The organism is Hymenobacter sp. M1-2 (assembly GCF_057808495.1).
In genome coordinates this window covers 129,129-154,873 of sequence record NZ_JBTYZO010000003.1, presented here as the reverse complement: position 1 = coordinate 154,873, position 25,745 = coordinate 129,129, and the positions used below count along the sequence as shown (strand labels likewise).

Genomic DNA, 25,745 nt, shown 5'->3' with positions numbered 1-25,745 from the left:
CATGCGGCACTTTTCCTCCCGAGTTGGCCGCTTGCCCCTGGCCCTGCGTCTGGGTCTGCTGAGTTTGTTGCCGCCCGCCGCTACCGTGCTAGCCGTACTGCCAGCCGCCGCGCAACAGACCGAGCGAATCACTATTACGGGCACCGTGCGCGATGCCGCCGGCCAGCCGTTGGAGCTGGTGGGTGTGGGCGTGGAAGGGCAGCCGGGTGGCACCTCCACCGACGCCAAAGGCCGATTTACCCTGAGCGTGCGGCGCACCGGCCGGCCGGCGGTGCTGGTGGTGCGGAGCCTGCGCTACCGTCCGTTGCGCGTGCCGCTCACGCTCGTCGAAAACCAGCCCGAGCTGAACCTGACCATGCAGGCCGACACCCGCGCCCTAGGCAATGTTACGGTGCGCGCCCGCTCCGACGACGCTAATACCCGCGAACAGGTGAGCATGATCAAGCTCGACCCGCGGACGGCCAAGGTGCTGCCCTCGCCCTTTGGCGACTTCAACGCCATTCTCAAAACCCTGCCGGGCGTGCAGTCTACGAACGAGCTGACGAGCACCTACTCCGTGCGGGGCGGCAACTACGACGAAAACCTGGTTTACGTCAACGGCATCGAGATTTATCGGCCGTTTCTGGTGACGGCCGCTCAGCAGGAAGGTCTGAGCTTCGTGAACCCCGACCTGGTGAACAAGGTGGAATTTTCCACCGGCGGCTGGCAGCCCAAGTTCGGGGACAAGCTTTCTTCGGTGCTCAACATCGAGTACAAGCAGCCCACCAAATTCGCGGCTTCGGCCACGGGCAGCCTGGTGGGCGGCGCGGCGCACGTGGAGGCTACCTCGCCCAATAAGCGGCTGAGCTATTTGGCGGGCGTCCGCTACAAAAACGCCACCTACGTGCTGCGTTCCTTGGATCAGCAGCAGGGCGGCTACAACCCCACGTTCTACGACGGCCAGGCCTATATCAACGCCAACCTTGGCCCGAAGGGTAACGAGGACCGCACGTCGCTGGGCTTGCTGACCACCTTTGCCCACAACGACTACCGTTTCACGCCCGAAACCGGCCAGAGTACCTTTAATACCGGCCTCACGGAATCTACGCGCCTTTTCATCGTGTACGACGGGCGGGAGCGGATGCAGTACGACATGTACCAGGGTGGGCTGAACCTAAAGCATAACTTCTCGCCCAAGTTTCAGACCGAGCTGCTAGGTGGGCTGGTGTACTCGCGGGAGCTGGAATACCGCGACGTGGAAGCCAGCTACAGCCTGGCCGACATCAACCGTGACCCCGACAAGCCCGACTTCAACCAGCCCGTGCGCCAGCGCGACGTGGGCTCGCGCTTCGACAACTCGCGCAATACCCTCACGGCCCGCATTGCCACGGCCGAGGCCCGCGCCCGCTGGACGCCCGGCCCGCGCCATACAGTGCGTTTCGGGGTGAAGACGGGCCGGGAGCGGATCGAGGATGTGCTCAACGAGTACAGCTTCGTCGATTCGGCTGATTACGTGCCCGATGCCCGCCGCACCCGCCTCGTGGCGGATCTGGACTTGCAGAGCACTCGTACACAGGGTTACGCGCAGCATACCATCGAGCTGGATTCGTTGCGCACGTTCACCTACGGGGTGCGGGCTCATTATTGGTCCGTGAACCAGCAACTGGTGGTGAGTCCGCGGCTGCAATACTCGTTCATTCCGCGCCGGCGCCCCAACCATTCGTATAAAGTGGCGGCCGGCGTGTACTACCAGCCGCCGTTCTACCGCGAACTGCGCAACCAGCAGGGGGTTGCCGAGCGGGGCCAGCCACTCGTAATCCAAGCCAGCCTGAACCCGGAATTGCGGGCCCAGCGCGCCTTGCATTTCATTGCCGGCAATGAGATTCGCTTTGAGAAGGGCGGGCGGCCGTTTCGCTTCACCACCGAAGCCTATTTCAAGTATCTCACCGACGTCGTGCCCTACGACATCGACAACGTGCGCCTGCGCTACTTTGCCGAAAATCTGGCCACCGCCTACGTGGCCGGCGTAGATGCCCGCCTTGGCGGCGAGTTTGTGAGCGGGGCCGAGTCGTGGTTTAGCCTGGGCGTGCTCACGACCCGCGAAAACCTGCGCGGCGACTCCCTCAATATCTTCAACGCCACCGGCGACACCCTTGTGGGGCGGGAAGCCAAAGGCTACATCCGCCGGCCCCAAGACCAGCGCCTCAACCTGAGCATCTTCTTCCAGGACCATTTGCCCGACAACCCCTCGGTGCGGGGCTACGTGAACTCGGTGTTCGGCACGGGTTTGCCCTTCAGCCCGCCCAACAACGAGCAGGAGCGGGGCACCACCAAACTCACCCAGGCCTACTGGCGCGTGGATCTGGGCTTTTCGAAGGTGCTGGCCCTGAACACGCAGAAAGAGCGCCGCGTCGGGCAGCTGGAAAGCCTGTGGCTGGGGCTAGAAGTGCTTAACGTCTTGCAGCGCAACAACGTGGCCGGCTACAGCTACATTCAGGACCTGAACGGCCGCACCTACGCCGTGCCTAACTACCTCTCGCAGCGCGTCGTGAATCTGCGCGTTATCGCGCGGTTCTAAAAGCAGCGGCTGGTTTCGCATACTATTTAAGATAGCGGGCCAGCGCTTCTTGCAAGTCGTTGCCTTTCAGGTTGGCCGCCACAATCTTGCCTTTGGGGTCAATCAAGAAATTTTGTGGTATAGCCTTCACATGGTAGCGCTTCGCGGCCTCGCTCTCCCAACCGCGTAGGTCCGACACTTGCGTCCAAGCCAGTTTATCCTCCGCAATCGCCTTCAGCCACTTCTCGCGAGATTTTTCATCGTCGAGCGATATACCTAGGATGGTGAAATTACGGCCTTTGAACTGATTGTATAGTTTCGTCATGGCAGGGTTTTCCTCACGGCAGGGGCCGCACCAGGAAGCCCAAAAATCGATGAGCACGTACTTGCCCCGGTAGTCGCTGAGCGACACTTCTTTGCCCTCAGGGGTTTTCTGGGTGAAGTTGGGGGCCTGTGCCCCGACGGCAACATCTTTGAGGGCTTTGAGCAACTCGCCGTACTCGCGGCCTTTCGGGCTATTCTTAAGAGCTGGGCTTAGGGGTTCGTAGAGTGCGTCTAGCTCTTTGTATTGCGGAATATCTGCGACCATGTATCGCAGCGCATCTAAGCTCACCCATGAATTTGGATTTGCTTTGACAAAGGCCACCTGGGCTTGCTTGAATTCCTTGTTAATAACTTCGAATTGCGCCCTCGTCCGCTCCACGAACTCAGGAGCCTTCCGCTGCTCCTCCGATAGCTTCTGTAACTCGGCACCGATCGCCTTGGCTTTGTCCTCAATAGGTTTCAACGAAGCCTGTAGCTTTTGGTATTCCACCATTAGTGGCGAGCCAGTGATGTTGGCATTCTTCAGTGAATCGGGGCTAGTCAGTACGATTGGGCCTGGCTCCAAAAAAACCGTGATTCCCTCTCTATTGGGTGCGAAAATGTTCAACGGCTTACCGTTGCGTTGTAAAAGCAAAAACGCTCCTTCAGGAGCCTCGGCGGTACCTTTTAATTCGAACGCACCATTTTGCAACGCTGTCGAATCAATAGATTGGTCACTGTGCAGCAGGTAAAGTTTAGCGGGCGCGTTCAACTGGCCAATCCTGCCTTTCAAGGTGAAGGATATAGGCTTTTGGGCCTGAGCCAGCCACGGAGCCAATAGTAGAATACCAAGCAAGTACTTTTTCATACGAATGGATTGAGAGGTAGAAAGATGAGGAGTTGAAATTCAGCTTAATATATAGAGCCTCAATTTATCTTCAATAGGTATGGTTCTATGCATCTCTCCTCAGCGCTTCACCAGCTCCACTCGCCGGTTCTGCGGGCGGCTTGCTTCGGGCGCACTGTTGAACGAGGTGTGATACGGAGAGAGGTGTACGCCAAACGTAGCGGCCGCCGAAGCGTCAAAGCACCTAGCCTCCGCGCTGCATAAGCGCCTCGATTTCGTCGGCCTCGATGGGAATGCTTGCCATCAGGTCCTCGGTGCCTGCTTCGGTGAGGAGTAGGTTGTTTTCGAGGCGCACCCCAATGCCTTCTTCCCGGCAATAGATGCCCGGTTCGTTGGTGAGGACGGCCCCGGCGGGCAGGGGTTCATCGTGGTACCCAACGTCATGCACATCGAGGCCCAATAGGTGCGAGAAACCATGGTAGCAATAGCGGCTCAGGTAGACCTGCGGGCCGTGGGCGCGCACGTCCTGCGCGGAGCACAAGCCCAGGCCCATCAGCTCCTCCACCAGCAGTTCGTTGCAGATGGCTTGCAGCTCCGGCAGGCGGCGGCCCACGCGCACTTCCTGTTGCATCTGCTGGTGTACTCGTAGCACAGCATCGTAGTAGGCGCGCTGGCGGGGGCTGTAGCGCCCATTTATGGGAATGACGCGCGTGAGGTCCGCATTGTAGTAGTGCCAGGCGGCAGCCGCGTCCACGAGCAGCAACTCGCCGGCCCGGCACTCTCGGTTGTTGGCCCGGTAGTGCAGCGCGCAGGTGTTAGCACCGCCGGCCACGATGGGGTCGTAGTCGGCGCGGTAGGCACCGCTCATACCGTACTCGTGCAGCAGCTCGGCCTCCACCTGGTATTCCATCAGGCCGGGCCGCACGGTGCGCAACAGGCGCCGAAAGCCGGCTTCGGTCACGGCGCAGGCCTGGCGCAGGGCGGCCACCTCCGCCGTGGTTTTGACGGTGCGCTGCCGGGCCAGCAGCGGGTAGAGCCGGTGGTACTGGTGCAGCGGATAGGTGTGGCGCAAGGAAGCCAGCAGCCGGTCATCGGCGGTGGGAACCTGGTTTTCGGAACGCGGGTGCTCGTTGGTATACAAGTAAAGGTGCTTCGCGGCCACCACTACCTGGCGCAGCACCGCCGCCAGCTCGTCGAAGTAGCGCACCGTGTCTATGCCGGACCGCACGGCGGCTTCCTCGCGCGTGAGGCTGGCTCCAAACCACTTCTCGTACAGCTCGTCGGTGCGCTGAATGAACACGACCTCCCGCAACTCTTCGCGGGCGTGGTCGGGGAAGAGCACCACGGCCGTCTGGGGCTCCGCTAGGCCCGTTAGGTAGACGAGGTTGACATTGGGAAAATAGGGCAAGGTGCCATCCGCGTTGGTCGGCATTACATCGTTGGCCACCAGCACCACCACGGAAGCGGGGCGGAGTTGGGCGGCGAGCAGGCGACGGTGGGTTCGGTAGGTTTCGGCAGGTAGTAGCATGCCCCAAACCTAGCTGCCGGGGCCCTTGAGGCTGCTGTAAAAACACGACAATCGGACGCGAACCTACTTTACCTTCCCCTTACAAAGTAGAAGCTCACTGGCCGAAGCGGTGGTAGTCTTTCAGGAAGTGGGAAAAGTCGTGGTAGCCGAGGGCTTCGTAATCGGCGCGGTAGCCGAGGCGGGCATACGCGGGCAAGGCCTGCCGAAAGCGGGTAATGCGCAGGCAGGTTTTGGGGGGCAGGTCGAGGGCGTAGGCGAAATAGCGTTCCAGGGTACGCGGCGTCAGGCACAAGGCCTGGGCGAGGTCTGTCAGCCGGTAGCGGGCCTGCGCCAGCAGAGCCGGGCTACACGCGCGGTGTACGGCCACCAGCCGGGCGTCCCGAGTCCCGCGCAAGGCCTGCCGCACCAGCCCATCCAGTTCGCGTTGCACCACTGCGGCCGAAGCAGTTGCGTGCAGGCGTTCTTCCAGAGCGGCTATGCCCGGTAGCAGCGCGTCGGCCGGTACCAGGGCGGCGGGCCACTCCGCCGTACGCACCCCAAAGGCCCGGTGGAAGGCCGCGGGGTGAAACTTGATGCCGATCAGAAAGTTGCCGTCCGCGTGCCGGTACGTGAGGGGGTGGGGCTGGTGGCCGATGCACACACTCCGGGTGCAGGCGTAAGCTGCTTGCCCCGGCAAGCCATAGACGTCGAAGGCGGTACCTAACTGCAGCACCAGCGACGAGTGCAGCGTAGCAAATATCAACTCCCGAAACTGCCTCGCTGCAAAACCCGGAGCCCGCAAGTCGAGCTGCCAGTAGCATTCCACGTACGGGCGCAACTCCTCTGCCGGGGCCAGGAACGTGTACTGCCGGGCGAAGTACGCCGCATTGAGCAAATCTGAGTGGGTAACGACCGAGGAAGCCGACATGCCAGGCTAGCGAATGGGAGACATGAGACTGTGAGAGGTGAGACTGTGAGAGGTGAGACTGTGAGAGGTGAGACTTTCGTTCTATTGGCCCGGTCGCAGAACGAAAAGTCTCACTTCTCGTAGTCTCACTTCCAAATCAACGCTTCACTAGCTCCACGCGGCGGTTTTTGGCTTTGCCGGCTTCGGTGACGTTGTCGGCGAGGGGCTTGGTTTGGCCGAAACCGGCGGCTTGCAGGCGCTCGGCGGCTATGCTTTGGGTGGTGAGGGCCGCTACTACGGCCTGGGCGCGGGCTTCGGAAAGCTGCTGGTTGTGGGCGGGCGTACCGGCGTTGTCGGTGTGGCCCTCCACGGAGAGCCGCAGGGCCGGGCTACCCTGCAAGAGCTTCACTACCTCGGCCAGGACTGGCTCCGAGTCAGCTTTGAGGCTGGCCCGGTCGGTGTCAAAGTTGATGTAGAGCGTAGCCCGGCCTTCGGTGTCTAGTTTTTTTTTAACTCCTCGGCCTTCAGCGTGGTGGCTTGCAGGGCCATGGCGGCGCGCTCGGTCACGTTCAGGCGGTAGTCGCTGCTGCCAGGCTCCATTTGCAGCCACACTTCCTTGTCTTTCTGCCGAATCACGTAGGCGTGCACGGGGCTGTTCTGGCCGTCTATGTTCCCGTTGTGCTTGAAGTACTCACTGTCGCCGCCAATTTTTTCGATGGCTTCCTGGGGTACTTTGCCCACGAATACTTTCACCGCGCCGAGCTTGCGGAACAACTCCTCGTAGTTGCGCTGTACCATTAGCTCCGAGCTCTTTTTGTCCTGGTCGTCGGCGTCGAAGAGGCGGCGCGACACTTTCCCTTCCACGGCAATGATGTTCTGGCCGTCGTAGATGTAGGAGCGTTCAAAGTCGAAAGCCTCGCTATTGGACGTGTTGAGGTGGTAGCCCGGCAAACCGGCCAGGTAGGGGTACATCCCCAGGTCGGCGCTCGACTCGGGCACGCTGCTCAGGTCGAACGTGGCGGCGGGAGTGGTAGTGGCCGGAGTGGTAGTGGCCGGAGTGGTTGCTGTTTCGGTGGTGGCGGGGGTGGTTTGCGCGGGTTGCTCGGTGGCTTTTTCTTGGCTGCCGCAGGAAGAAAGGCTGCCCGCCAAGGCTAGGGCCACGAAAACCGAACGATGAGTCAGAAACATAAGAAAGGGAAAGAAGGAGAATATTGGTGCCCGCAAATAAAGCTATTATTGGCGGCTTAGCGCCGAGCTGGCTCCAGTCCGGGGCTGTGGCTAGAGTGGTTGAAAGGAGAGAAGAAAAGGCTCAGTCTAAAATTTAGAACCTTTGCCCTCGTTTACACTGGCAGCACCCATCTACCCTCGTAGTCCTTGTAATGACCAATCCCACGGATGAAATAGGGGTATTCTACCGGCTTCAGCAGGGTGATGAAATAGCTTTTCAAGCTGTATTTGAGCGTTACCACGTGGAGCTGTTCCGGTTTGCGCTCAAATATGTGCGCCTACAGCAGACCGCCGAGGATATCGTGCACGATGTGCTGCTTTACTTGTGGGAGCGGCGGCAGGACATTCAGCTGACTACCTCCCTGCACAGCTATCTGTACGCCGCCGTTAAGCACCGCGCTCTGGATTATCTCAAAAGCCAATACGCGAAGCAGGTGTACGAGAGCGAGATTCCGGCAACGCTGCCAGCCTCGGCGCAGACCGATGCGGACGTGCAGCTAGAGCAGCTTACGGAGGCCATTGAAGCCGCTGTTGCCCGGCTCCCCGAGAAATGCCGCCTGATTTATACGCTCAACCGTAGCGCAGGCCTGAGCTACAAGGAAATTTCCGAGCAGCTGGACCTCTCGCCCAAAACCGTGGAAGCGCAAATGGGCATTGCCCTGCAACGGCTCCGCAAGTATTTGCAGCACTACTGGATGGTAGGAGTAGGGTTGCCACTGCTGCCGTTTTTATTCAAACAATTTTAGTCCCGAACCTAAGCAGATTTTACCCCTGTCAGGGTGGTGGTTGTCTGGCTTCAATCGGCAGACTACCTGTTTAGCACAGGTTATATACACTGCTTTATTTTTAGCCCCGGCGGGGCGAGATATTGGTAGTAATTCGTTGATATAAAGGTCTAAAGCCCCGGCGGGGCGGCACTTCTAGACCACTTCAATTAGGGGCGCCCCGCCGTACATAAGTCCTGTAGTAGAAGAGATTCTGAGTCCGATTTATCCCTTCGGCCCTAGCGACACAGAAGTAGGCGCTGAGGTGCGCCTGAAATTTTTTTGCTGCCTCTTTAGGGGTACTGCTCCGGTTTATCGCCTTAGCTACAGAACCCGGATATGCTGGTCAACCAAGTGGCCACGGTAGCCGGGGCGGCGCGAAACGGTTGTTGGAAGTCGTTTCGCTTATTCAACTTGCTTGCACATGCACGACGAGGCCAATTGGGAGTTGCTGGCCAAATACCTGGCCGGCGAATGTACGGACGCGGAGCAGCAGCACGTCACGGCGTGGCTGGCGGCCGACGTGCGCCATCAAGAGCTACTCCAGCAACTGGCCCAGGTCTGGGCCCAGTCATCGGCCAACCACTCGGTGGCGCAGCCCAATTCGGCGGCGCTTTGGCAACGGCTGCAAGCCAACATCCGCGACCGTGAGCAGCCCCCGCTCATGACCGTGACGGTACAAACGCCGCCCCAACTCCAGACGCCGACCCGGACGCTCTGGCCGGAATGGGGCCTGCGCATCGCGGCTTCGATCCTGCTCGTGCTGGGTTTGAGCGTGGCCGTTTATTACTGGCAGCAACCCGCCCTCGTGACGCAGCTCACCCAGACCCGGCAGCAAAAAGCCCTGACCCTGCCCGATGGCACCAAGGTCTGGCTCAACGAAGGCAGCAAACTCTCGTACCCCGCGGCCTTTGCGGCGGAGCGGCGGGAGGTGACGCTGGAGGGCGAAGCTTACTTTGAAGTAGTGCACCTGCGCCAGCATCAACCCTTCATCATCAAGGCTCACGGCAGCGAAACCACCGTGCTTGGCACCTCCTTCAACGTGGCAGCCCATCCCGAAACGGGCGTGGCGGTGAGCGTGGTGGCGGGCCGGGTGAAGCTGGCACCGGCCGGGCCCGCCAGCCCGAACGTACTGCTCACCAAAGGGTGGACCGGGACCTACAACCCGAGCACCCGCGAAGTACAGCGGGACTCGACCCGGGACTTGAACTTCCTGGCCTGGAAAACCGGGGTGCTCACCTTCCGCCGAACTCCCATGCAGCAGGTAGTGGCCACCCTGACCAAGCATTATCACCGCGAAATCCGCCTTCAGAACCCGGTACTCGGGGCCTGCCACTTCACGGGCACCTTCGCGCAGCAGCCATTTGACAAAGTGGTGCAGGTGCTGAGCCTCACGTTCGACACTACGCCTACTACTCAGGCGGGCATCACCACCCTGGAGCGGGGCGGCTGCCAGTAGATTCTCTCTTCTCCCAAGCTATTTCACCTACTTCATGTTCACTGCTGTAGTGGGCAGGCTACTCCGGCTCGTACTCCTGTTCGGGTGCTGCCTGAGCCTGGCCGACCCATGCCACGCCCAATCTTCTTCGGCTGCCCTGGCGCAGCCCGTGCGCCTGCGCAACTCCAACGGCAGCCTCGGCGGCGTGCTGGCCGACATCAGCCAGCAGACGCGCTTCACCTTCGTCTACAGCGACGACGTGGTGGTGGCCTCCACGCCGGTAAAAGTACCGGCCGGCCCCCAAACTGTAGGCAGTATCCTGGACGCCGTGCTGCCGGCCCAGGGCCTCACGTACGTGGTGCTGGACCAACAAATCATGATTCGGCGGAAAGCGGCGCCCAAGCCGGGGGCCGGCACCAGCTCCGGCAGCCCAAGTGGCTCCTTCACGGTGAGCGGCTACGTGCGCGACCGGGACACGGGCGAAAACCTGATTGGCGTGGCCGTCGTGAACCCGGCCACTGGCCAGGGCACGGCCACCAATACCTACAGTTTCTACTCGCTCACGCTGCCCGCCTCTGCTGATTCAGTGCAGCTGCTGGTGAGCTACCTTGGCTACCAAAAGGTGCGCTGGACCACGCCGGCCACGGCCAGCACCACCCACACGTTCCGGCTGCGGGCCGTGAGCAGCGAGCTGGGCGGCGTAGAAGTGGTGGGCCATTTGGAGGAAAAAATTGCGCAGACCACGCGCATGGGTACCATCAACGTGCCCATCGTGCAGATCAAGAGCCTGCCCAAGCTCTTTGGGGAAACCGACGTGCTGAAGGTCTTGCAACTGCTGCCCGGCGTGCAAAGCGGCGGTGAAGGCAGCTCGGGCCTGTACGTGCGCGGCGGCTCGCCCGATCAGAACCTGATCCTGCTCGATGGCACACCAGTCTACAACGCCACTCACTTGTTCGGCTTCTTCTCGGTGTTCAATGCCGACGCCATCCACAACGTGGAGCTGATTAAGGGCGGCTTTCCGGCGCGCTACGGCGGGCGGCTGTCGTCGGTGCTCGATATTTCGATGAAGGAGGGCAACATGCAGGAGTTTCACGGCGAAGGGGCCGTGGGGCTGGTTTCTTCCAAAATCACCCTGGAAGGCCCCATCAAGAAGGATACAGCCTCGTTCCTCATCTCGGCCCGGCGTACCTACCTCGACTTGCTGGCCCGGCCGCTCATCAAGAGCCAGCTGCGGAACGAGGGCAAGAAGGGGCGGGTCGGCTATTATTTCTACGATCTGAACGCCAAGCTCAATTGGAAGCTGAGCAGCCGCGACCGACTTTACCTGAGCACCTACACCGGCTACGATAAGTTCTACCAGCGCACCAACGAAGAAAACGAGAAGGTGTACGAAGAAGACCGCTCGGACCTAGGCTGGGGCAATCTGACTTCTTCCCTGCGCTGGAACCACGTGCTCAACGACCGGCTGTTCGTGAATACGCATGCCTCCTACAGCAAGTACCAGTTCGACGTGGGCATCGACAAGGAAGACCAGTACCGCGACCCGAATGATGAGCCGCGCACCGACAAGTTTACCCTGCGCTACTTCTCCAACATCCGCGACTTTAGCCTCAAAACCGACTTCGACTACGTGCCTTCGCCTGACCACTACATCCGGTTTGGCGGGCAGTACATCCTGCATTCGTTCCGGCCGGGAGCCACCCAGCTCACCGACGAAACCAGCGAGGTGAACAACAATATCAACTCGGGTACCCGCACGCTGGGCCACGAAGCTTCGCTCTACGCCGAAGACGACTACCGCCTCACGGACCGGCTGAAGGTGAACGGCGGCCTGCGCCTGAACAGCTTCCGGGTACGCGGCACGTTCTACCCCTCGGTGGAGCCGCGCCTGGCCCTGCGCTTTCTGCTCACCGAAGACTGGGCGCTAAAAGCCTCCTACGCCCGCACCACGCAGTACGTGCACCTGCTCGTCAACAGCGGCATCGGGTTGCCCACCGATTTGTGGGTGCCGGCCACGCCCCGCATCAAGCCCCAACGGGCCCAGCAGGTGAGTCTGGGGGCGGCCCGCACGGTGCGGTTTCAGGACGAAGACTACGAGCTGAGCTTCGAGAGCTACTACAAGCCCATGCGCAACCTGGTGGAGTACCGCGAGGGCGCCAGCTTTCTGGGCACCAGCGACAGTGACTGGGAAAGCAAGGTGACCAGCGGCAAGGGCTGGGCCTACGGGGGCGAGCTGTTCCTGCAAAAGAAAACGGGCCGCACCACCGGCTGGATCGGCTACACGCTGGCCTGGAGCAAGCGCCGCTTCTCCGACCTCAACCAGGGCCGCACCTTCCCCTATAAGTACGACCGGCGCCACGACATCTCGGCAGTGGCCATTCACAAGTTCAACGACAAGCTCACGCTCTCCGCCACCTGGGTCTATGGCACCGGCAACGCCATTACGCTCTCGCAGGGCCGTTATTTGATTGACAACTACGAACGGTACGACGACTACGGCGAGCGGAATTCCTACCGCATGCGCTCCTACCACCGCTTCGATCTGGACCTGAGCAAAACCAAGAAAAAGAAGTGGGGCGAAATCGTCAACAGCTTCAGCCTCTACAACGCCTACAGCCGCCGCAACCCCTATTACGTGGACTTCGAAAGCGCTGTGACGGACCCGAACAGCAATAGCATCATCAAGAAGGCCCGCTACCGGGAAGTGTCGCTGTTTCCTATCATTCCTTCTTTTAGCAAGGCGTTCCGGTTCTAAATGCACGACAAGCTCATGAAAAAATCTACCGCTGGCCTGCTAGCCCTGGCTTTGTTGACGGGCTGCTATACGGATAGGGAGGTACCCGAGCCGGCCCACACGCCCCGCCTCGTGCTGACGTACACACTGAGCAATCGGCCCCCGTACAATCAAATAACTTCCCCGCCTTTTGCTGATGCCAACGACGGGTTTTTATTCTTCAACCGGCAGCCTTTCGTCAGCAATAGCCAGCGCGTATTTGCTGTCGAGGGTTACACCGAGCGTACCGATGCGACTGTGGAAGTCCTGGATGCTAGCGGCAATGTAGTCGAGCAGTTCCAGTTCCGGCCGACGCCCGGAGGCGTATCATTTGACCCCGGCGAGTACCGGCCGACGCGAGGCCTGGTAGGGCAGCCCGGTGCCACGTACCAGCTCCGGGCGGCGGCGCCAGGGTTTGAAACCGTGGAAAGCTCATTGACGCTGCCGGCGCTACCCCTTATTGAGCAGGCTACGTTTGTTAGGCAAACCGGCGGGGGAAACATGGGCTCCAATAGAGTAAGAGGGCGCTTGATTATCACCATCGCTGACAATGCCGCTACCACCGACTACTACCTCGCTTATGCCAGGCTGGTCGATGGGCAGGGCTATGCCAATTCAGTATATATTATCGAAGACGACAACAGTACCATTCCCGTGACGGATACTCGGTTTCGTCTTTCCGATGGATACAAGGTCTATCCTTACGCCGATACGGACGTCAACGGGCAGCGCCTCGTACTCAACGCCGACATCGAATACTACACCTCGTGCGTTTCCTCGGCCCCCTGCCCCGCCCCGCCTTATATTGATGTCACCGTGAGCAGCATCACGGCCGCCACCTACAACTTCCTTCAGTCGCAACAGCGCTACGACAACACCCGCGACAACCCCTTTGCCGAGCCTGCCCCGCTGGTTTCCAACATCCGTAACGGCTACGGCATGTTCGGCGGCGCCACCGACGCTACCTATCGTATTCGCTTGCAGTAGCAACGGGAGATCAGGAGGCATCTGCGGGTCGGGGCCCCCGGGCGGCCACCTCTTGCGCATGTAGCGTGGCGTAGAGGACGTCGTGCACCGGAGTGGGCACGCGATGCTGGCGGCCCAGACGCACGACGGCGCCCGTTTGGGCGTCCAATTCGGAAGGGCGGCCTGCCATCAGGTCGCGTTGCATGGACGACGTGCCGCCGGAGGGTGTCTGCTCGTACAGCTGCCACACCCGCGCCACCGACGCCTCCGACAAGGAAATGCCCTGCGCGGTCCCCACCGCCATTATTTCGGCCAAGCAGGCGGCCAGCAGGGAGCGTGTCTCGGGTAGCCGGAGCATGTCGCCGATGGGGGCACGGGCCGCCGCGCCAACCGTGCCGAAGGGGGAGACGAACAAGAATTTTTCCCACAACGCCAGCGGGAAGTCAGTGGGCTTTTCGACCACAACGCCGGCCCGGCGGAAGGCGGCTCGCAATGCAGTAACGGGGCCGGTGGGGGAGCCCTGCAGCACCCCAAAGGCCACCGTTGGTGCTATCCCTGTGTGCCGGAACCTACCGGGGGCGGTCTGCTGGGCAATCACCCGGCAGAATCCACCGAGCACGTGGGCCCAGCCTAGCTCCGCCGCGAGCTGTTCGGCGGCTTCCACCCCGTTTTGCAGCGGTACGACCAGGGTGCCGGGGCGGAGCAACGGTCGGATCTGCGGCGCTATCTCGCCCACTTGCCAGGCCTTGACGGCGACCAGCACGGCATCGGCTGGTCCAACGTCGGCCAGCGTATCGGTGGCGCGTACCTGAGGCAGGTGAAAGTCTCCGGCGATACTCTCGATGTGCAAGCCATCCTGGCGCAAGGCCCGTAGGTTGGCGCCGCGCGCGATAAAGGTGACTTCCTCCCCAGCTTGCGCCAGTCGGCCGCCAAACAGAGCGCCTACTCCACCGGTCCCAAAAACAACGATTTTCATGAGTTTCACAGCGTTGTTGTAAGGACGCAAGGTAAGGCGTAGCCAATTCAGTCAGGAACCCGTGCGGGTAGCGGCGCTTGGCCAGCTCAGGTGCCACTTACGCTGCCTCCCGTGTTTCCCTATCTATTAAATAACAGGGTGACCTAAGTGGAGGAGTGGCCGCGTAGAGGCAGGAAGGTTTGCAGTATCAGACCCGTAGAATGTCCCGCGCCGCGGGGTACGTTCAGCGGCAGCAGGCTACTCCTCCGGCCGCTCGCGGCAGAAAGGGCTCGCCGCTGCGTGGAGCGGGGTAGCATAAGTAGACAGCTTCTCAGGAAACGGCAGCTAGCGTGCGGTACAGAATACAGAACGGTAATACACCGCGGAGTCTATTCACCTTGGAGCGTTGGGTGAGGCCGCCGGCTCGTGAGCGTAGCACCCGCGCTGGCCAACACAATAAAACCCACGGCCAACCATTGCCCGGCCGTTAGCTGTTCATCGAGCAGCAGCCAGCCCGAGAGCGCCGCCGCGACGGGCTCCAGACTCATCAAAATACTGAAGGTGCGGGCCGGCATGGTGCGCAGGGCCTGCATTTCCAACGAGAAGGGCAGCACGCTCGAAAACAGCGCCAAGCCCGCACCCAGCAGCAGCGAATGAGGCGTTAGATGCAGCAAGTTGCCGCTGGCTACCCCAAACGGCAGCACGAGCAAGGTGGCGAAGAGCATGCCGACCGTGACGGCCAACGAGCCGGGCACTACGGCGGCCGTGCGCTGGCCCAGTACAATGTAGAGGGCCCAGCACGCCCCGGCCGCCAACGCGAAAGCCATGCCCAGCGGGTCGATCCCGTGACCGCTCCAGGGCGTGATGAGGGCAATGCCGGCTCCCGCCAGCACCACCCAGGCCCCATCGACCCAGCGCCGGGAGCCGGCCAGCGCCAACCCCAGCGGGCCCACAAATTCCAGGGTCACGGCCAGGCCGAGCGGCACGCGGGTCAGTGCGCAGTAAAAGAGCAGATTCATAGCACCCAGCGTGAGGCCGTAGGGCATCACGGCCCGCCACTGCGCAGGCTGCAACTGCCCCAGCCGCGGCCGCACCACCGTTAGCAGCAGCACCGCCGACAAACCAATGCGCACGCTGGCCGTGCCGGCGGCTCCCAGGAGCGGAAACAAGCCCTTGGCAATAGCGGCTCCGCCTTGCACGCTCACGATGGAAAGCAACACGGCCGGAACCGCCGGCAGCAAAAAGCGGGAAACCTTGGGCATCATAGCAGATCAGGAAGGCCGCGTTGGCCCCACCGCCTTCCCCGCGGCAAAGGTCGACTAAGCCGGGACACGAACACCGATACCGTCCCAGATTTCCTAACAGTCTCGTCGGGTTGGGTTAGGTACTGACGATCAGAAGAAAGAGTAGTAAATAGCAAAATCGCGGAACTGACCACCTCGCTGGCCGGCCAGCCGTTGGGCACCGAGAAACACCGCCGCACCGACGAGGAACTGACCGATGCGCAGTATGAGCAAAAGAAGCTCACCTTCCGCCAGCAAGACCGGGGCCCCGTGTACCTGGTGTTGCGCGAGGCCGACCCGCACAAGGCGTGGGCTTTTTCGTGTTCCTTTGATAAGGGAGAGTGGAGTGTAGCACTTGGCACAGCTCAGATTATCGGGCGCGGTGATAGGATAGGTGGGTGAGCCAATGGCTACTTTGCGAGCCGACCTTATAGCTCCCGGATGGAACTGCTTTTTACGCCCACTGGCGCGGTTAATTTTCTGCACGAATTTGCGACGCTCGTGCAGGTTGCTCCGGCGGGCAATGTCCTGGCATTGCCCGCCACCCTGGGCCAGGGGTGCTTGCGGGCCCACGTGCTGCAACCCGGCCTTGAATTGATTACCCATCACTACACGCTGTGCGCCCCGCTCACGCTGCACCGGGTGCCAGCCGTGCCGCGCACGGATCTGGTGTGCATCATTTTTTACCTGAACGAGTTGCCCATTGCCCAGAAATTCGGTGGGGCCAATGCCAGGCATTCGGGCCGGCCCGCCGCGGGCATCACCCTCTCCACCGACGACATGGGCGGCGAATTCACCTTTCCCGTGGGCGTGGAAATTTTCGTGGGCATTCTCACCGTCCGGCTGGCAGTGCTGCGCGAGCTGCTAGGAGCGGGCACCGAGCATGCGCTGCTCACCGAAATTCAGGCCGGGGAAAAGTCGTTTTTCGTGTACGAGGACGCCGGTGCCGATACGCTGACCGTGCTTCGGCAGCTGCGCCAGCCCCCGGCGGCCCCCGCCCCGGCGTTGGAATCATTGTATTACCGGCTGAAGGCCCAGGAACTGCTGTATTTGTTTCTGGGGCGGCTGACGGGCCGGCCAGCGCAGGCCCTGCCGGCCATGCACCCGGCCGATGCCCGCCAACTCATGCAGGTGCGCGGCCGGCTGCTGGCCGACCTGGCCCACCCACCCACCATCGCGGCGTTGGCCACGGCGGCCGGATTCAGCGAAACGCGCCTGAAAAAGCTGTTCCGGCAAGTATTCGGGCGCAGCATCTACGAGTACTACCAGCAGGCACGCCTGGCCGAAGCCCAGCGCTTGCTCCGCGACCCGGCCCTGTCAGTGGCCGACGTGGGCGAGCAGCTGGGCTTCACCAACCTCAGCCACTTCGCCCGCTTGTTCCGCGCGGCGTTCGGTACTACACCCAAGCGGTTTGCCACCACTGCGAAGGCCGGATTGAACTGATTTTGGGTCTGAACCGGCTATTTTAAGCAGGGGTAGAACCGTTGATTTGCAAAACCAAACGGCTCTTACTCTCTCTTTAATGGACGCAACCAATCATACGGTGCTTATTACCGGCGGTGCTACGGGCATCGGCCTGGCGCTGGCTCGCCGCTTTGCCGGCGCGGGCAACACAGTTCTTATTTGTGGGCGGCGCGCTTCCGCCTTGGCCGAAGCCCAACAACTAGAGCCCCGGCTGCACACCTTCGTAGCTGATGTAGCCAACCCAACCGACCGCGCCGCGCTGGTCGCCTGGGCCCTGCGCGAGCACCCCAACCTGAACGTGCTCGTAAACAACGCGGGCGTGCAGCATCGCATCGACCTGCGGGCCGGCGAAGCGGCCCTGGCGGCCGCTGACACCGAAATCAGCATCAACCTGACGGCCGTACTGCATCTGACGGCGCAACTGCTGCCGCACTTGCTTTCTCGCCCCACGGCGGCGGTGGTGAACGTCGGCTCCGGGCTGGGCATCGTGCCGGTGGCGGCCATGCCGGTGTACAGCGCCACCAAAGCAGCTTTGCACGCCTACACCCGCTGCCTGCAGCAGCAGCTGCGCGGCACGCTGGTGCAGGTGTTTGACGTGCTGCCCCCGGCCGTAGACACCGACCTCGACCACGGGGCCCGGGCCGCCCGTCACGAAACTACCGCCACCATTTCCCCCGAGGCTGTAGCCAACGCTTTCTGGCAAGCCTGGCTGGGCAACCAAACGCTGGTGCCCGTGGGGATGGTGAAACTGCTGCTGCGAATGAGTCGCTTAGCCCCTGCTTTCATCTTCAAGAAGCTGAACGCCAAGGTGCGGCTGTGAAATCTGGAAAGCACTTGGGTTGACCGTCGTACTTGCTCTCTATGCCGCAGTTCCTGTCAGCGGTAGGCGTCTACTGAAGGGCTACATCGCCCCTAAAAAGCTGTTTAAGTTAGCTTCCGAATGTCATGCTGAGCTTGTCGAAGCATCTCTACCGCTTCATCCGGCTAAAATCGTTCGGTAGAGATGCTTCGACAAGCTCAGCATGACGGTCAATAGGAGTTGGTTAGCTAACTCAAACAGCTTCTAAGAGACGACATGGACCTGAGAGCCCTTATAGCTCACTGCTGCACCAACCATCGTCTACTTCTCGTTCTCGTGGACGTCTCGGAACAGGAGCATAGGCAGCAGTTGCTGTTCTTTCTCATCGTCGAAGCCGCAGCTGGCGCGGAACTCCCGCGGGTTATGATAGGTGCCAAACAGCCAGTCCCAGAGAGGCAGGTCGCCGTAGTTGTGGCTGTGCTTCTGGTACTCGTGATGAACGCGGTGCATTTCGGGCCGCTGAAACACGTAGCCAATCCACTGCGGCGTACGTACGTTGGTGTGGTAGAAAAACTCGCCCAGTGCCGTGCAGAGCGTGTACACTGCCCCGGCCGCCGGGCTCAGCCCTAGCAAGGTGTACACCAGTAGGCCCCCAATAATGGAGTTGACGGTCATTTCCAGCGGATGTTTGTAGAAAGAGGTGATAACCTCGATGCGTTGCGGGCTGTGGTGAATCTGGTGAAAGTGCCGCCACAGAAAGTCCATGGTGTGGCGCCAGCGGTGCCACCAGTAAAACACGAACGTAGCCACTACGTAGGCCAGCACGCCTCCCGCCACTGGTCCCACGTACGCAGAAAGGTGAAACACCGAGTATGCCGACAACCATTTTTCCCAGCTCAGCCCCGCCAGCAGTACCACCCCCAGCTGGGCCAGGTTGATAGCCAGCACCCGAAAGGGCCAACTGGCCACGCGGGGCAGTGGCCAGCCAGGAACAAGACGTTCAAGAATGAAGCAGCCGACAAATGCCAGGAGAATGTAGCCCAGCATGGGTGGTAATGCCACGGAAGGCAAAGAGAAGCTGGGAAGCAAAGCAAGCAACAATGAAGGGGTAGGCATGAGGCAAAGGGCTAAGTGAAACCATGCCCAAAGGTGCCGCCCCTGTACCGACTCTCTCTTGATGTAGATCAAGAATGTAGCCGGACTGATAACCTGGCGGAAAGTATCAGAGAATACGGCGGCGCAGGCGGCTGAGCGTTTCGGGCGTCAGGCGCAGGTGGCTGGCAATGTGTTTGAGTGGCACGTGCTGGAAGATGGCAGGGAAGTCGCGCAACAGGAGTTGATACCGCTCGGTGGCCGGCAGCATTCGCAGGTGCAGCGCGCGTTGCTCACTGAGCACGTAATACCGCTCAGTAAGCACCCGACCCACAAAGTTGAACTCCGGGAACTGCCGGTACAGCTGCTGCATCTGCTCCCATGACAACGACCACAGTACGCAGTCGGCTAACAGCTCGACGTATTCGTGCGAGGGTTGCCGCGAGAAAAAGCTCAGAATAGACACCACAAAGTCTCCTTGCCCCATAAACCACGACGATACCTCCTTGCCCTCGTGCAGGTAATAGCCCCGCACCACGCCCGTCTCCACAAAGTATAGCCGCCCGGCCACCTGCCCTGGGTGCAGCAGCACCTGGCGGCGCGGGTAGGTCTCGCGCCGCACTAAGGCCCGCAGCGCCTCCCGCAACGGCTCTGATAACGGATGAATCGCCTCACATACTTGCAGAAAAGATTCCATACGGGGATAGTTTAAGCCAGAAGAAACGAAAGAGCAGGCCTTTGGCCTGCTCTTTCTTCCGGGTTAGTAGTCTGTCTACACTCGTTAATACGCCTTGCCCTGCCACTCGATCAAGGAGACGCGCATGGACGGCAACTGGGATTTGAAGTTGGCGTCGTCTTTGTCGCCGAGCTTGATGGCCTTGCGGCCGTAGACGATGGCCGTGTCAAAATCGAGCTTGGAAGCCAAGAGGCGGGCTTTGATCCAGTTGTTGGTGTACACGTCGCGCAGCCGAATAGACTCGTTGATGAAGTAGAGCGCGCGTTCGGGGTGCAGGTTGTTTTGCACGAGGTAGTCGGCGGCCTGGGCCAACAGCTGCCAGTCGCCGGGCCGCTCGGCCACGGCCTTTTCGATGGCGGCGGCCACGCGGTTTTGCACGTCGGTGTCAATGACGAAGCTAACCGTCTTTTTCTCCCAGCTCAGGTTGAGGTGGGCGCTGCCCGTTTTCACGTCGGAAAACCAGTAGAGTAGCGTTTCGTGGAAGTCAGAAGCCTCGGGCACCACCGGCACGCGCAGCACGTCGTCTTTCTCGTCGTAGCCCTCCGTGCCCCAGTGCGTGGTAACCCGGTTGAATACCAAGTCCCAGTCCTGGTCGGAGCGCGCGAAGATGTAGAAGGAATACTTGCCGGCCGGCAGGGTCTTGCCATTAATGCGCACGGTATCCGAAAAGGTGATGACCGTGTTTTCGTTGGCCCCCGCTCGCCAGATCTGGTTGTACGGTACCAGCCCCTCCCAGATCACCCGGTTCCGGACGCTGGGCGCGTGGTAATCGACGGTAGCCTCGGACAAACCAATAGTATGAGTGAGCACCACGTGCGGACTGGCTTGGGGCAGCGGCAGGAGGGAAGCCGGGGGTTGCGCCATGCCTGTAGCTGGGGCCGCGGAGTTGGCGGGCGCGGTAGTTGGGGTGGGTGTGGGTGGTGTGGGGGTGCTGGGAGTTTGTCCGTACGCGACGGAAACGGCGCCGAAAGTCATCAGCACGCTACAGACACCAGGCAAAAGAGAGCGAAAAAGCGGACCAAGCATAAGGGCAATAGGCGTAGGAGAGAAATAGAACGGCCAGAAAAACCGACTTTGGACGCTGCAGAAACAATGATGCCAAAAGTCGTTGGTCACCCAACGGGCGCGTAAAGGTCCGGGTTCCGGCGAATTTTTTCCGGATAAAATTTCGTTTCGCGCGTTTACCGTGTAGTTTTGCCCCGCAACTCTGCTTCTATGCCCGCATCGGCCGCGCTTTTCTTCAGCATCACCAGCCCCCTGGCTGCTTCCGCCCACGGCGGAGCTACGGTTGGGCTGCGCGCGGCGCATCATCATCAGCACGGGCACCATTCCTCTTTTTAGAGGAATAACACACGCATATTGTCCCGTTGGGCGAACCGCTTTGGTTCCCCGGCCCCCGCAACCAGGTGGCCCCGGCAGCGTATTGCCGCTACCCAACCCCGCCGAGCTTGCTCCCCAGTAGTTTCCCAGCCCCCCGAATTAGAAAAGAGAAGTCAATTCCTAATTCTTCATTCTTCATTAAACGCATATGCTCCGTCTGGCCATCCAGAAGTCCGGCCGCCTTAGCGAAGACTCCCTGAACCTGATTCGGGAGTGCGGTATCAGCTTCCTGAGCTCGTCGTACAAGCTCAAAACCGAAGCCACCAATTTCCCGCTCGAAATCCTCTACCTGCGCGACGACGATATTCCCGGCTACGTGCAGGACGGCGTGGCGGACCTGGGCATTGTGGGCCAAAACGTATTGGTGGAAGCCGGCCTGCCCCACCTGGAAATCGAGGGTCTGGGCTTCAGTAAGTGCCGCCTGAGCCTGGCCGTACCCCGCTCCGCCGCCTACGATTCCGTGCAGGATCTGCAAGGCAAGAGCATTGCCACCTCGTACCCCGAGATTCTGGGCAACTACCTCGCCGAGCGGGGCGTGCGGGCCAACCTGCACACCATTAGCGGCTCCGTGGAAATAGCGCCCAGTATCGGGTTGGCCGAAGCCATCTGCGACATCGTGAGCAGTGGGTCCACGCTGCTCGGCAATGGCCTGCGCGAAGTGGAAACCGTGTTCCGTTCCGAAGCCGTGCTCATCGCGCATCAAACCCTGAGCGCCGAAAAGCGTGAATTACTGGAGCAGTTGCAGTTTCGAATGCAGGCCGTGCGCCGCGCCCGCCGCAACAAATACATCCTGCTAAACGCGCCCGCCGCGTCACTGGATGCCGTGAAGGCCCTACTGCCCGGCATTAAGTCCCCAACCGTGACGCCGCTGGCCGAAAAAGGCTGGGTGTCGGTGCAGTCGGTGGTGAACGAGGACGATTTCTGGCACATCACCGGCCAGCTCAAAGCCGTCGGCGCCGAGGGCATCCTGGTCCTGCCCATCGAGAAGATGATTAGTTAAATGGCTTAATGGTTGAATTGTTACATGGTTGGCCGTTCTGACGGTCCGCTGAATAAGCATTCAACCGTTGAATAATACAGCCATTTAACCATTCAACAATGCAACCATTTAACTCCATGCAACTTTTTCAATACCCGGCGCAGGCGGAATGGCCGACCTTGCAGCAGCGGGCCGCCACCCAGCAGGCCCAGGATGTCGAGCAGCGGGTGCGGCAGATATTCGAAGACGTGCGCCAGCGCGGCGACGCGGCCCTGGTGGAATACGCCCAGCGCTTCGACGGCGCCGACGTGTCCGGGGGGCTGCGGGTGAGTGCCGACGAACTGGAGGCCGCCGCGGCGCAGGTACCTGCCGAGCTCCAAAATGCCATTCGACAGGCCCACGCCAACATTCTACGCTTTCACGAAGCCCAGCGTCCGCAGGAAGAGCACGTAGAAACTATGCCCGGCGTAATGTGCTGGCGCCGCGCGGTGCCCGTGCAGCGCGTGGGGCTCTACATTCCGGGCGGGACGGCGCCGTTGTTTAGCACCTTGCTCATGTTGGGGGTACCGGCCAGGTTGGCGGGCTGCCCGGAGGTGGTGCTCTGCACGCCTCCGCAGCAGGACGGTTCCGTGAATGCCGTTATCCTGTTCACGGCGCAACTGCTAGGTATTACCACCATCATCAAGGCCGGTGGGGCGCAAGCCGTGGCGGCGCTCAGCGGCGGCACGGAGTCGGTGCCGGCCGTGGATAAGATTTTCGGGCCCGGTAACCGCTATGTAACGGCGGCCAAGCAGCTGGCCACCCGCTACGGGGTAGCTATTGATATGCCTGCGGGTCCTTCCGAGGTGCTTATCATCGCCGATGAATCGGCTAACCCGGCATTTGTGGCGGCGGATTTGCTCAGCCAGGCCGAACACGGTCCCGATTCCCAGGTGATTCTGCTCTCCGATTCGAGCGCCGTGCTGGAAGCCACGCGGGCCGAAGTAGCGCGCCAGCTGCGCGAACTGCCCCGCGCCGAAGTAGCCGCGCACGCCCTGCAGGAAAGCCGGGCAATTCTGTTGCGCACGCCCGAGGAAATGCTCTACTTCTCCAATCAGTACGCTCCCGAGCACCTCATTCTGGCCGTCCGCAACCCGGAGGACTTGGCCGCGGGCGTCACCAGCGCGGGCTCGGTGTTCCTGGGTCACCTCACCCCGGAAGCCGCCGGCGACTACGCTTCGGGCACCAACCACACGCTGCCCACCAACGGCTACGCCCGCAACTACAGCGGCGTGTCGCTGGATTCCTTCCTGAAGAAAATCACTTTCCAGCGAGTTTCCGCCGAAGGCTTGCGTACGCTAGGCCCGGTGGTCGAAATCATGGCCGAAGCCGAGGGCCTGCGCGCCCACGCCCGCGCCATCACGCTCCGTCTGGCATCCTTGGAACAGAATTGATTGACTCACTCCGGCACAGTCGGCTGCCCTATTGCTGCCCTCGAACGAGTCTAACTTCTCACGTCTCATTTCTCCTGTCTAGATCATGTCTACAATAGATAGCCTGGTGCGGCCCAACGTCCGGGCCATGAAACCGTATTCCTCCGCCCGCGACGAATTTCAGGGCGAAGCCCATGTCATGCTCGACGCCAACGAGAACAGCCTAGGCAGCGCTGGCCCCGAGCGGTTCAACCGCTACCCCGATCCGCAGCAGCGCGCCGTGAAAGCCGAGCTGGCCCGGCTGAAAGGAGTGGAGCCCGCCCAGATCTTCCTCGGCAACGGTTCCGACGAAGCCATCGACCTGCTCGTGCGCCTGGTGTGCGTACCCGGCCAGGACAGCATCCTGATTCTGCCGCCCACCTACGGCATGTACGAAGTGGCGGCCAACCTCAACGACGTGCGCATCGAGCGGCTGCCCCTGACGCCCGACTTCCAGCTTTCCCCGGCAACCGTAGCCGGCATTGTGGCCTCCGACGCTAAAATCGTGTTTCTGTGCTCGCCCAATAACCCCACCGGTAACCTGCTGCACCAGCAGCCCGTGGAGGAAGTGTTGCGCGGCTTCCGCGGGCTGGTAGTCGTGGATGAAGCCTACGCCGACTTTGCCACCTCCCCAAGCTGGACCACCCGTCTAACTGAGTTTCCCAACCTGGTCGTGCTCCAAACTTTCTCCAAAGCCTGGGGGCTGGCGGGTCTGCGGCTCGGTATGGCCTTCGCCTCGCCGGAAGTCATCGGCTATCTCAATAAAATCAAGCCTCCTTATAATGTGTCGGAGGCGACGCAGCAACACGCCCTCCAGGCCCTGCACGACGCGCCACGCTTTACGCAGATGCGCCAACAATTGCTGCAAGGCCGCGACTGGCTGGCCGGGCAACTACCCGCCGTGCCCATCGTGGAGGAAGTGTTTCCGTCCGATGCCAACTTCCTGCTGGTCCGTTTCCGCCCCGACGCCACGGCGGTCTATGACTACTTGCTCGGGAAAGGCATTGTGGTGCGCAACCGGACCACCCAGCCTGGCTGCGCCGGCACGCTCCGCCTCACGGTGGGTACCACTCAGGAAAACGAGCAGCTGGTGGAAGCCCTGCGCACGTTCGACGTTTCGGCTGGCTAATCACTCGTATGCAGCTTATCCTTTTCTGCGGTATTCAGGCCACGGGCAAATCGACCTTCTACCAGCAGCACTTCTTCCATTCTCACGTGCGCATCAGCTTGGATCTGTTGCGCACGCGCCATCGGGAGCGGCGGCTGTTGCAGCTGTGCCTGGAAACGCAGATGCGCTGTGTAATCGACAATACCAATCCCTCCCGCGCGGAGCGGGCCCTGTATCTAGAGCCCGCTCGCGCCGCCGGCTTCGAAATCGTCGGTTACTTTTTCCAGTCGGTGGCGCGGGAGGCATTGGAGCGCAACCAACTACGCCCCGCCGAGCGGCAAGTGCCCGATAAAGGCATCCGCGCTACTCGCAACCGCCTGGAGGTACCCACGCGCGCCGAAGGCTTCGACCGGCTGTACTTCGTGCGGGCCCTGGGCAATCAGGAATTTGAAATCAACGACTGGCAAGATGAAATTTGACGACCTGGACGCGCGGCTGCGCGTGTTCGAAACCGCCCACGACCATTGCGCCCTGCCCGGCCTCTACCTAGTAGCCCGCTTGGACGGCCGCGGCTTCACGCGCCTGACCAAAGAAATCCACCCTTTTGAGGCGCCCTTCGATGAGCGGATGCGCGACCATATGACCGAAACAACGCACCACTTGTTGGAATGTGGCTTCCGCATGGTGTACGGCTATACCCAGAGCGACGAAATCTCTCTGTTGCTACACCCCGACGAAGACTCTTTCGGCCGCAAGCTGCGCAAGTATATTTCGGTGTTGGCAGGGGAGGCCTCGGCGCGGTTCTCTCTGCTGCTCGGTTCCATGGGCGTATTCGACTGCCGTATTTCCCAGCTACCGCGTCAGCAGGATGTCGTGGATTATTTCCGCTGGCGCCAGGAAGATGCCGGCCGCAACTCGCTCAGCGCTCATTGCTACTGGTTGCTGCGCAAACAGGGCCAGACGGTGGCCGAAGCAACGGCCAAGGTTACAGGCCTGAGTACAGCCAATAAGCACGAGTTGTTGTTCGGCCATGGCATTAACTTCAATGACTTGCCGGCCTGGCAGAAGCGAGGAGTCGGGTTGTACTGGGAGGCATATACCAAGGAAAGTATAAACCCAATCACGCAACAACCAGTCGAAACGAGCCGGCGTCGTCTGACCAGCAACCTCGAGCTGCCGTTGGGTGAAGCCTACGATACGTTCGTCCGTTCTCTGCTCACGGCCTAGGGT

General features: G+C 61.0%; 24 protein-coding genes. 14 read left to right on the top strand and 10 right to left on the bottom strand.

All coding sequences use genetic code 11. The features are described 5' to 3' along the window. Nucleotide 1 precedes the first annotated feature (1 nt). On the top strand, nt 2-2,557 hold the full coding sequence (locus ACYSMN_RS04640; protein ID WP_488922678.1) for a TonB-dependent receptor: 2,556 nt from the start codon (nt 2-4) through the stop codon (nt 2,555-2,557). Between the two features lie 22 nt (nt 2,558-2,579). On the opposite strand, the gene ACYSMN_RS04635 is transcribed toward ACYSMN_RS04640, so the two are convergent. The 5 genes from ACYSMN_RS04635 to ACYSMN_RS04615 form a co-directional block, all read right to left on the bottom strand. Further along, nucleotides 2,580-3,707 carry a redoxin domain-containing protein gene (locus tag ACYSMN_RS04635; RefSeq protein WP_488922677.1) on the bottom strand — a complete coding sequence of 376 codons (1,128 nt, stop codon included), beginning with the start codon at nt 3,705-3,707 and terminating at the stop codon, nt 2,580-2,582. Nucleotides 3,708-3,930: 223 nt separating this feature from the next. Then, on the bottom strand, nt 3,931-5,214 hold the full coding sequence (locus tag ACYSMN_RS04630) for an aminopeptidase P N-terminal domain-containing protein (protein ID WP_488922676.1): 1,284 nt from the start codon (nt 5,212-5,214) through the stop codon (nt 3,931-3,933). A gap of 94 nt (nt 5,215-5,308) precedes the next feature. Beyond that, nucleotides 5,309-6,121 (bottom strand): DUF6597 domain-containing transcriptional factor, encoded by an 813-nt coding sequence (locus ACYSMN_RS04625; protein WP_488922675.1) that lies wholly within the window; start codon nt 6,119-6,121, stop codon nt 5,309-5,311. Between the two features lie 136 nt (nt 6,122-6,257). After that, nucleotides 6,258-6,710, bottom strand: coding sequence for an OmpA family protein (locus ACYSMN_RS04620; protein WP_488922674.1), 453 nt, complete (start codon nt 6,708-6,710; stop codon nt 6,258-6,260). Further along, entirely contained in the window at nt 6,599-7,288 is a 690-nt protein-coding gene (locus ACYSMN_RS04615) for a hypothetical protein (RefSeq protein ID WP_488922673.1), read from the bottom strand. Before ACYSMN_RS04615 ends, ACYSMN_RS04620 begins: the two co-directional genes overlap by 112 nt. Nucleotides 7,289-7,479: 191 nt before the next feature. On the opposite strand from ACYSMN_RS04615, the gene ACYSMN_RS04610 reads away from it, so the two are divergent. From ACYSMN_RS04610 to ACYSMN_RS04595, 4 genes are all read left to right on the top strand, one after another. Continuing rightward, entirely contained in the window at nt 7,480-8,073 is a 594-nt protein-coding gene (locus tag ACYSMN_RS04610; RefSeq protein WP_488922672.1) for an RNA polymerase sigma-70 factor, read from the top strand. Nucleotides 8,074-8,515: 442 nt separating this feature from the next. Continuing rightward, complete coding sequence (locus tag ACYSMN_RS04605) at nt 8,516-9,550, top strand: FecR domain-containing protein (protein ID WP_488922671.1); 1,035 nt, start codon at nt 8,516-8,518, stop codon at nt 9,548-9,550. A 34-nt stretch (nt 9,551-9,584) separates the two neighbouring features. Next, nucleotides 9,585-12,284, top strand: a complete 2,700-nt coding sequence (locus tag ACYSMN_RS04600; RefSeq protein WP_488922670.1) for a TonB-dependent receptor — start codon at nt 9,585-9,587, stop codon at nt 12,282-12,284. Nucleotides 12,285-12,299: 15 nt separating this feature from the next. Beyond that, nucleotides 12,300-13,289 (top strand): DUF4249 domain-containing protein, encoded by a 990-nt coding sequence (locus ACYSMN_RS04595; RefSeq protein ID WP_488922669.1) that lies wholly within the window; start codon nt 12,300-12,302, stop codon nt 13,287-13,289. Between the two features lie 10 nt (nt 13,290-13,299). On the opposite strand, the gene ACYSMN_RS04590 is transcribed toward ACYSMN_RS04595, so the two are convergent. Both ACYSMN_RS04590 and ACYSMN_RS04585 read right to left on the bottom strand, forming a co-directional pair. Then, complete coding sequence (locus ACYSMN_RS04590) at nt 13,300-14,244, bottom strand: 2-dehydropantoate 2-reductase (RefSeq protein WP_488922668.1); 945 nt, start codon at nt 14,242-14,244, stop codon at nt 13,300-13,302. Nucleotides 14,245-14,612: 368 nt separating this feature from the next. Further along, nucleotides 14,613-15,488: an EamA family transporter gene (locus ACYSMN_RS04585; protein ID WP_488922667.1), complete on the bottom strand. Its 876-nt coding sequence runs from the start codon at nt 15,486-15,488 to the stop codon at nt 14,613-14,615. A 192-nt stretch (nt 15,489-15,680) separates the two neighbouring features. On the opposite strand from ACYSMN_RS04585, the gene ACYSMN_RS04580 reads away from it, so the two are divergent. The 3 genes from ACYSMN_RS04580 to ACYSMN_RS04570 all read left to right on the top strand — a co-directional run bounded on the left by ACYSMN_RS04580 (nt 15,681) and on the right by ACYSMN_RS04570 (nt 17,790). Next, the gene (locus ACYSMN_RS04580; RefSeq protein WP_488922666.1) at nt 15,681-15,908 is read left to right on the top strand and encodes a hypothetical protein; all 228 of its coding nucleotides are present in this window, start codon (nt 15,681-15,683) and stop codon (nt 15,906-15,908) included. A 39-nt stretch (nt 15,909-15,947) separates the two neighbouring features. Continuing rightward, nucleotides 15,948-16,949, top strand: a complete 1,002-nt coding sequence (locus ACYSMN_RS04575) for a helix-turn-helix transcriptional regulator (RefSeq protein WP_488922665.1) — start codon at nt 15,948-15,950, stop codon at nt 16,947-16,949. Nucleotides 16,950-17,028: 79 nt separating this feature from the next. Beyond that, the gene (locus ACYSMN_RS04570) at nt 17,029-17,790 is read left to right on the top strand and encodes an SDR family oxidoreductase (RefSeq protein WP_488922664.1); all 762 of its coding nucleotides are present in this window, start codon (nt 17,029-17,031) and stop codon (nt 17,788-17,790) included. A 300-nt stretch (nt 17,791-18,090) separates the two neighbouring features. Here the strand turns inward: ACYSMN_RS04570 and ACYSMN_RS04565 are convergent, their stop codons facing one another. The 3 genes from ACYSMN_RS04565 to ACYSMN_RS04555 form a co-directional block, all read right to left on the bottom strand. Next, the gene (locus ACYSMN_RS04565) at nt 18,091-18,816 is read right to left on the bottom strand and encodes a sterol desaturase family protein (protein ID WP_488922783.1); all 726 of its coding nucleotides are present in this window, start codon (nt 18,814-18,816) and stop codon (nt 18,091-18,093) included. Between the two features lie 175 nt (nt 18,817-18,991). Further along, entirely contained in the window at nt 18,992-19,558 is a 567-nt protein-coding gene (locus tag ACYSMN_RS04560) for a Crp/Fnr family transcriptional regulator (protein WP_488922663.1), read from the bottom strand. An 84-nt stretch (nt 19,559-19,642) separates the two neighbouring features. Continuing rightward, on the bottom strand, nt 19,643-20,572 hold the full coding sequence (locus ACYSMN_RS04555) for a DUF2911 domain-containing protein (RefSeq protein ID WP_488922782.1): 930 nt from the start codon (nt 20,570-20,572) through the stop codon (nt 19,643-19,645). A gap of 240 nt (nt 20,573-20,812) precedes the next feature. Here ACYSMN_RS04555 and ACYSMN_RS04550 point away from each other — a divergent pair, with 240 nt between their 5' ends. From ACYSMN_RS04550 to ACYSMN_RS04525, 6 genes are all read left to right on the top strand, one after another. Beyond that, nucleotides 20,813-20,938 (top strand): hypothetical protein, encoded by a 126-nt coding sequence (locus tag ACYSMN_RS04550; RefSeq protein WP_488922662.1) that lies wholly within the window; start codon nt 20,813-20,815, stop codon nt 20,936-20,938. Nucleotides 20,939-21,125: 187 nt separating this feature from the next. After that, nucleotides 21,126-21,977 carry an ATP phosphoribosyltransferase gene (hisG, locus tag ACYSMN_RS04545; protein ID WP_488922661.1) on the top strand — a complete coding sequence of 284 codons (852 nt, stop codon included), beginning with the start codon at nt 21,126-21,128 and terminating at the stop codon, nt 21,975-21,977. Nucleotides 21,978-22,093: 116 nt separating this feature from the next. Next, the gene (gene hisD, locus ACYSMN_RS04540) at nt 22,094-23,389 is read left to right on the top strand and encodes a histidinol dehydrogenase (protein WP_488922660.1); all 1,296 of its coding nucleotides are present in this window, start codon (nt 22,094-22,096) and stop codon (nt 23,387-23,389) included. Between the two features lie 85 nt (nt 23,390-23,474). Continuing rightward, the gene (gene hisC / locus ACYSMN_RS04535) at nt 23,475-24,536 is read left to right on the top strand and encodes a histidinol-phosphate transaminase (RefSeq protein ID WP_488922659.1); all 1,062 of its coding nucleotides are present in this window, start codon (nt 23,475-23,477) and stop codon (nt 24,534-24,536) included. 8 nt (nt 24,537-24,544) lie between these two features. Then, on the top strand, nt 24,545-24,994 hold the full coding sequence (locus tag ACYSMN_RS04530) for an AAA family ATPase (protein ID WP_488922658.1): 450 nt from the start codon (nt 24,545-24,547) through the stop codon (nt 24,992-24,994). Further along, complete coding sequence (locus tag ACYSMN_RS04525; RefSeq protein WP_488922657.1) at nt 24,984-25,742, top strand: tRNA(His) guanylyltransferase Thg1 family protein; 759 nt, start codon at nt 24,984-24,986, stop codon at nt 25,740-25,742. Before ACYSMN_RS04530 ends, ACYSMN_RS04525 begins: the two co-directional genes overlap by 11 nt. Nucleotides 25,743-25,745 lie beyond the last annotated feature (3 nt).

Coding starts and splice junctions, on each gene's coding strand:
- ACYSMN_RS04630 (WP_488922676.1), bottom strand. CDS start 5,214: ATGCTACTACCTGCCGAAACCTACCGAACCCACCGTCGCCTGCTCGCC.
- hisD (WP_488922660.1), top strand. CDS start 22,094: ATGCAACTTTTTCAATACCCGGCGCAGGCGGAATGGCCGACCTTGCAG.
- ACYSMN_RS04635 (WP_488922677.1), bottom strand. CDS start 3,707: ATGAAAAAGTACTTGCTTGGTATTCTACTATTGGCTCCGTGGCTGGCT.
- ACYSMN_RS04575 (WP_488922665.1), top strand. CDS start 15,948: ATGGAACTGCTTTTTACGCCCACTGGCGCGGTTAATTTTCTGCACGAA.
- hisC (WP_488922659.1), top strand. CDS start 23,475: ATGTCTACAATAGATAGCCTGGTGCGGCCCAACGTCCGGGCCATGAAA.
- ACYSMN_RS04610 (WP_488922672.1), top strand. CDS start 7,480: ATGACCAATCCCACGGATGAAATAGGGGTATTCTACCGGCTTCAGCAG.
- ACYSMN_RS04585 (WP_488922667.1), bottom strand. CDS start 15,488: ATGATGCCCAAGGTTTCCCGCTTTTTGCTGCCGGCGGTTCCGGCCGTG.
- ACYSMN_RS04555 (WP_488922782.1), bottom strand. CDS start 20,572: ATGACTTTCGGCGCCGTTTCCGTCGCGTACGGACAAACTCCCAGCACC.
- ACYSMN_RS04565 (WP_488922783.1), bottom strand. CDS start 18,816: ATGCTGGGCTACATTCTCCTGGCATTTGTCGGCTGCTTCATTCTTGAA.
- hisG (WP_488922661.1), top strand. CDS start 21,126: ATGCTCCGTCTGGCCATCCAGAAGTCCGGCCGCCTTAGCGAAGACTCC.
- ACYSMN_RS04625 (WP_488922675.1), bottom strand. CDS start 6,121: ATGTCGGCTTCCTCGGTCGTTACCCACTCAGATTTGCTCAATGCGGCG.
- ACYSMN_RS04560 (WP_488922663.1), bottom strand. CDS start 19,558: ATGGAATCTTTTCTGCAAGTATGTGAGGCGATTCATCCGTTATCAGAG.
- ACYSMN_RS04615 (WP_488922673.1), bottom strand. CDS start 7,288: ATGTTTCTGACTCATCGTTCGGTTTTCGTGGCCCTAGCCTTGGCGGGC.
- ACYSMN_RS04570 (WP_488922664.1), top strand. CDS start 17,029: ATGGACGCAACCAATCATACGGTGCTTATTACCGGCGGTGCTACGGGC.
- ACYSMN_RS04530 (WP_488922658.1), top strand. CDS start 24,545: ATGCAGCTTATCCTTTTCTGCGGTATTCAGGCCACGGGCAAATCGACC.
- ACYSMN_RS04605 (WP_488922671.1), top strand. CDS start 8,516: ATGCACGACGAGGCCAATTGGGAGTTGCTGGCCAAATACCTGGCCGGC.
- ACYSMN_RS04640 (WP_488922678.1), top strand. CDS start 2: ATGCGGCACTTTTCCTCCCGAGTTGGCCGCTTGCCCCTGGCCCTGCGT.
- ACYSMN_RS04550 (WP_488922662.1), top strand. CDS start 20,813: ATGCCCGCATCGGCCGCGCTTTTCTTCAGCATCACCAGCCCCCTGGCT.
- ACYSMN_RS04525 (WP_488922657.1), top strand. CDS start 24,984: ATGAAATTTGACGACCTGGACGCGCGGCTGCGCGTGTTCGAAACCGCC.
- ACYSMN_RS04590 (WP_488922668.1), bottom strand. CDS start 14,244: ATGAAAATCGTTGTTTTTGGGACCGGTGGAGTAGGCGCTCTGTTTGGC.
- ACYSMN_RS04600 (WP_488922670.1), top strand. CDS start 9,585: ATGTTCACTGCTGTAGTGGGCAGGCTACTCCGGCTCGTACTCCTGTTC.
- ACYSMN_RS04595 (WP_488922669.1), top strand. CDS start 12,300: ATGAAAAAATCTACCGCTGGCCTGCTAGCCCTGGCTTTGTTGACGGGC.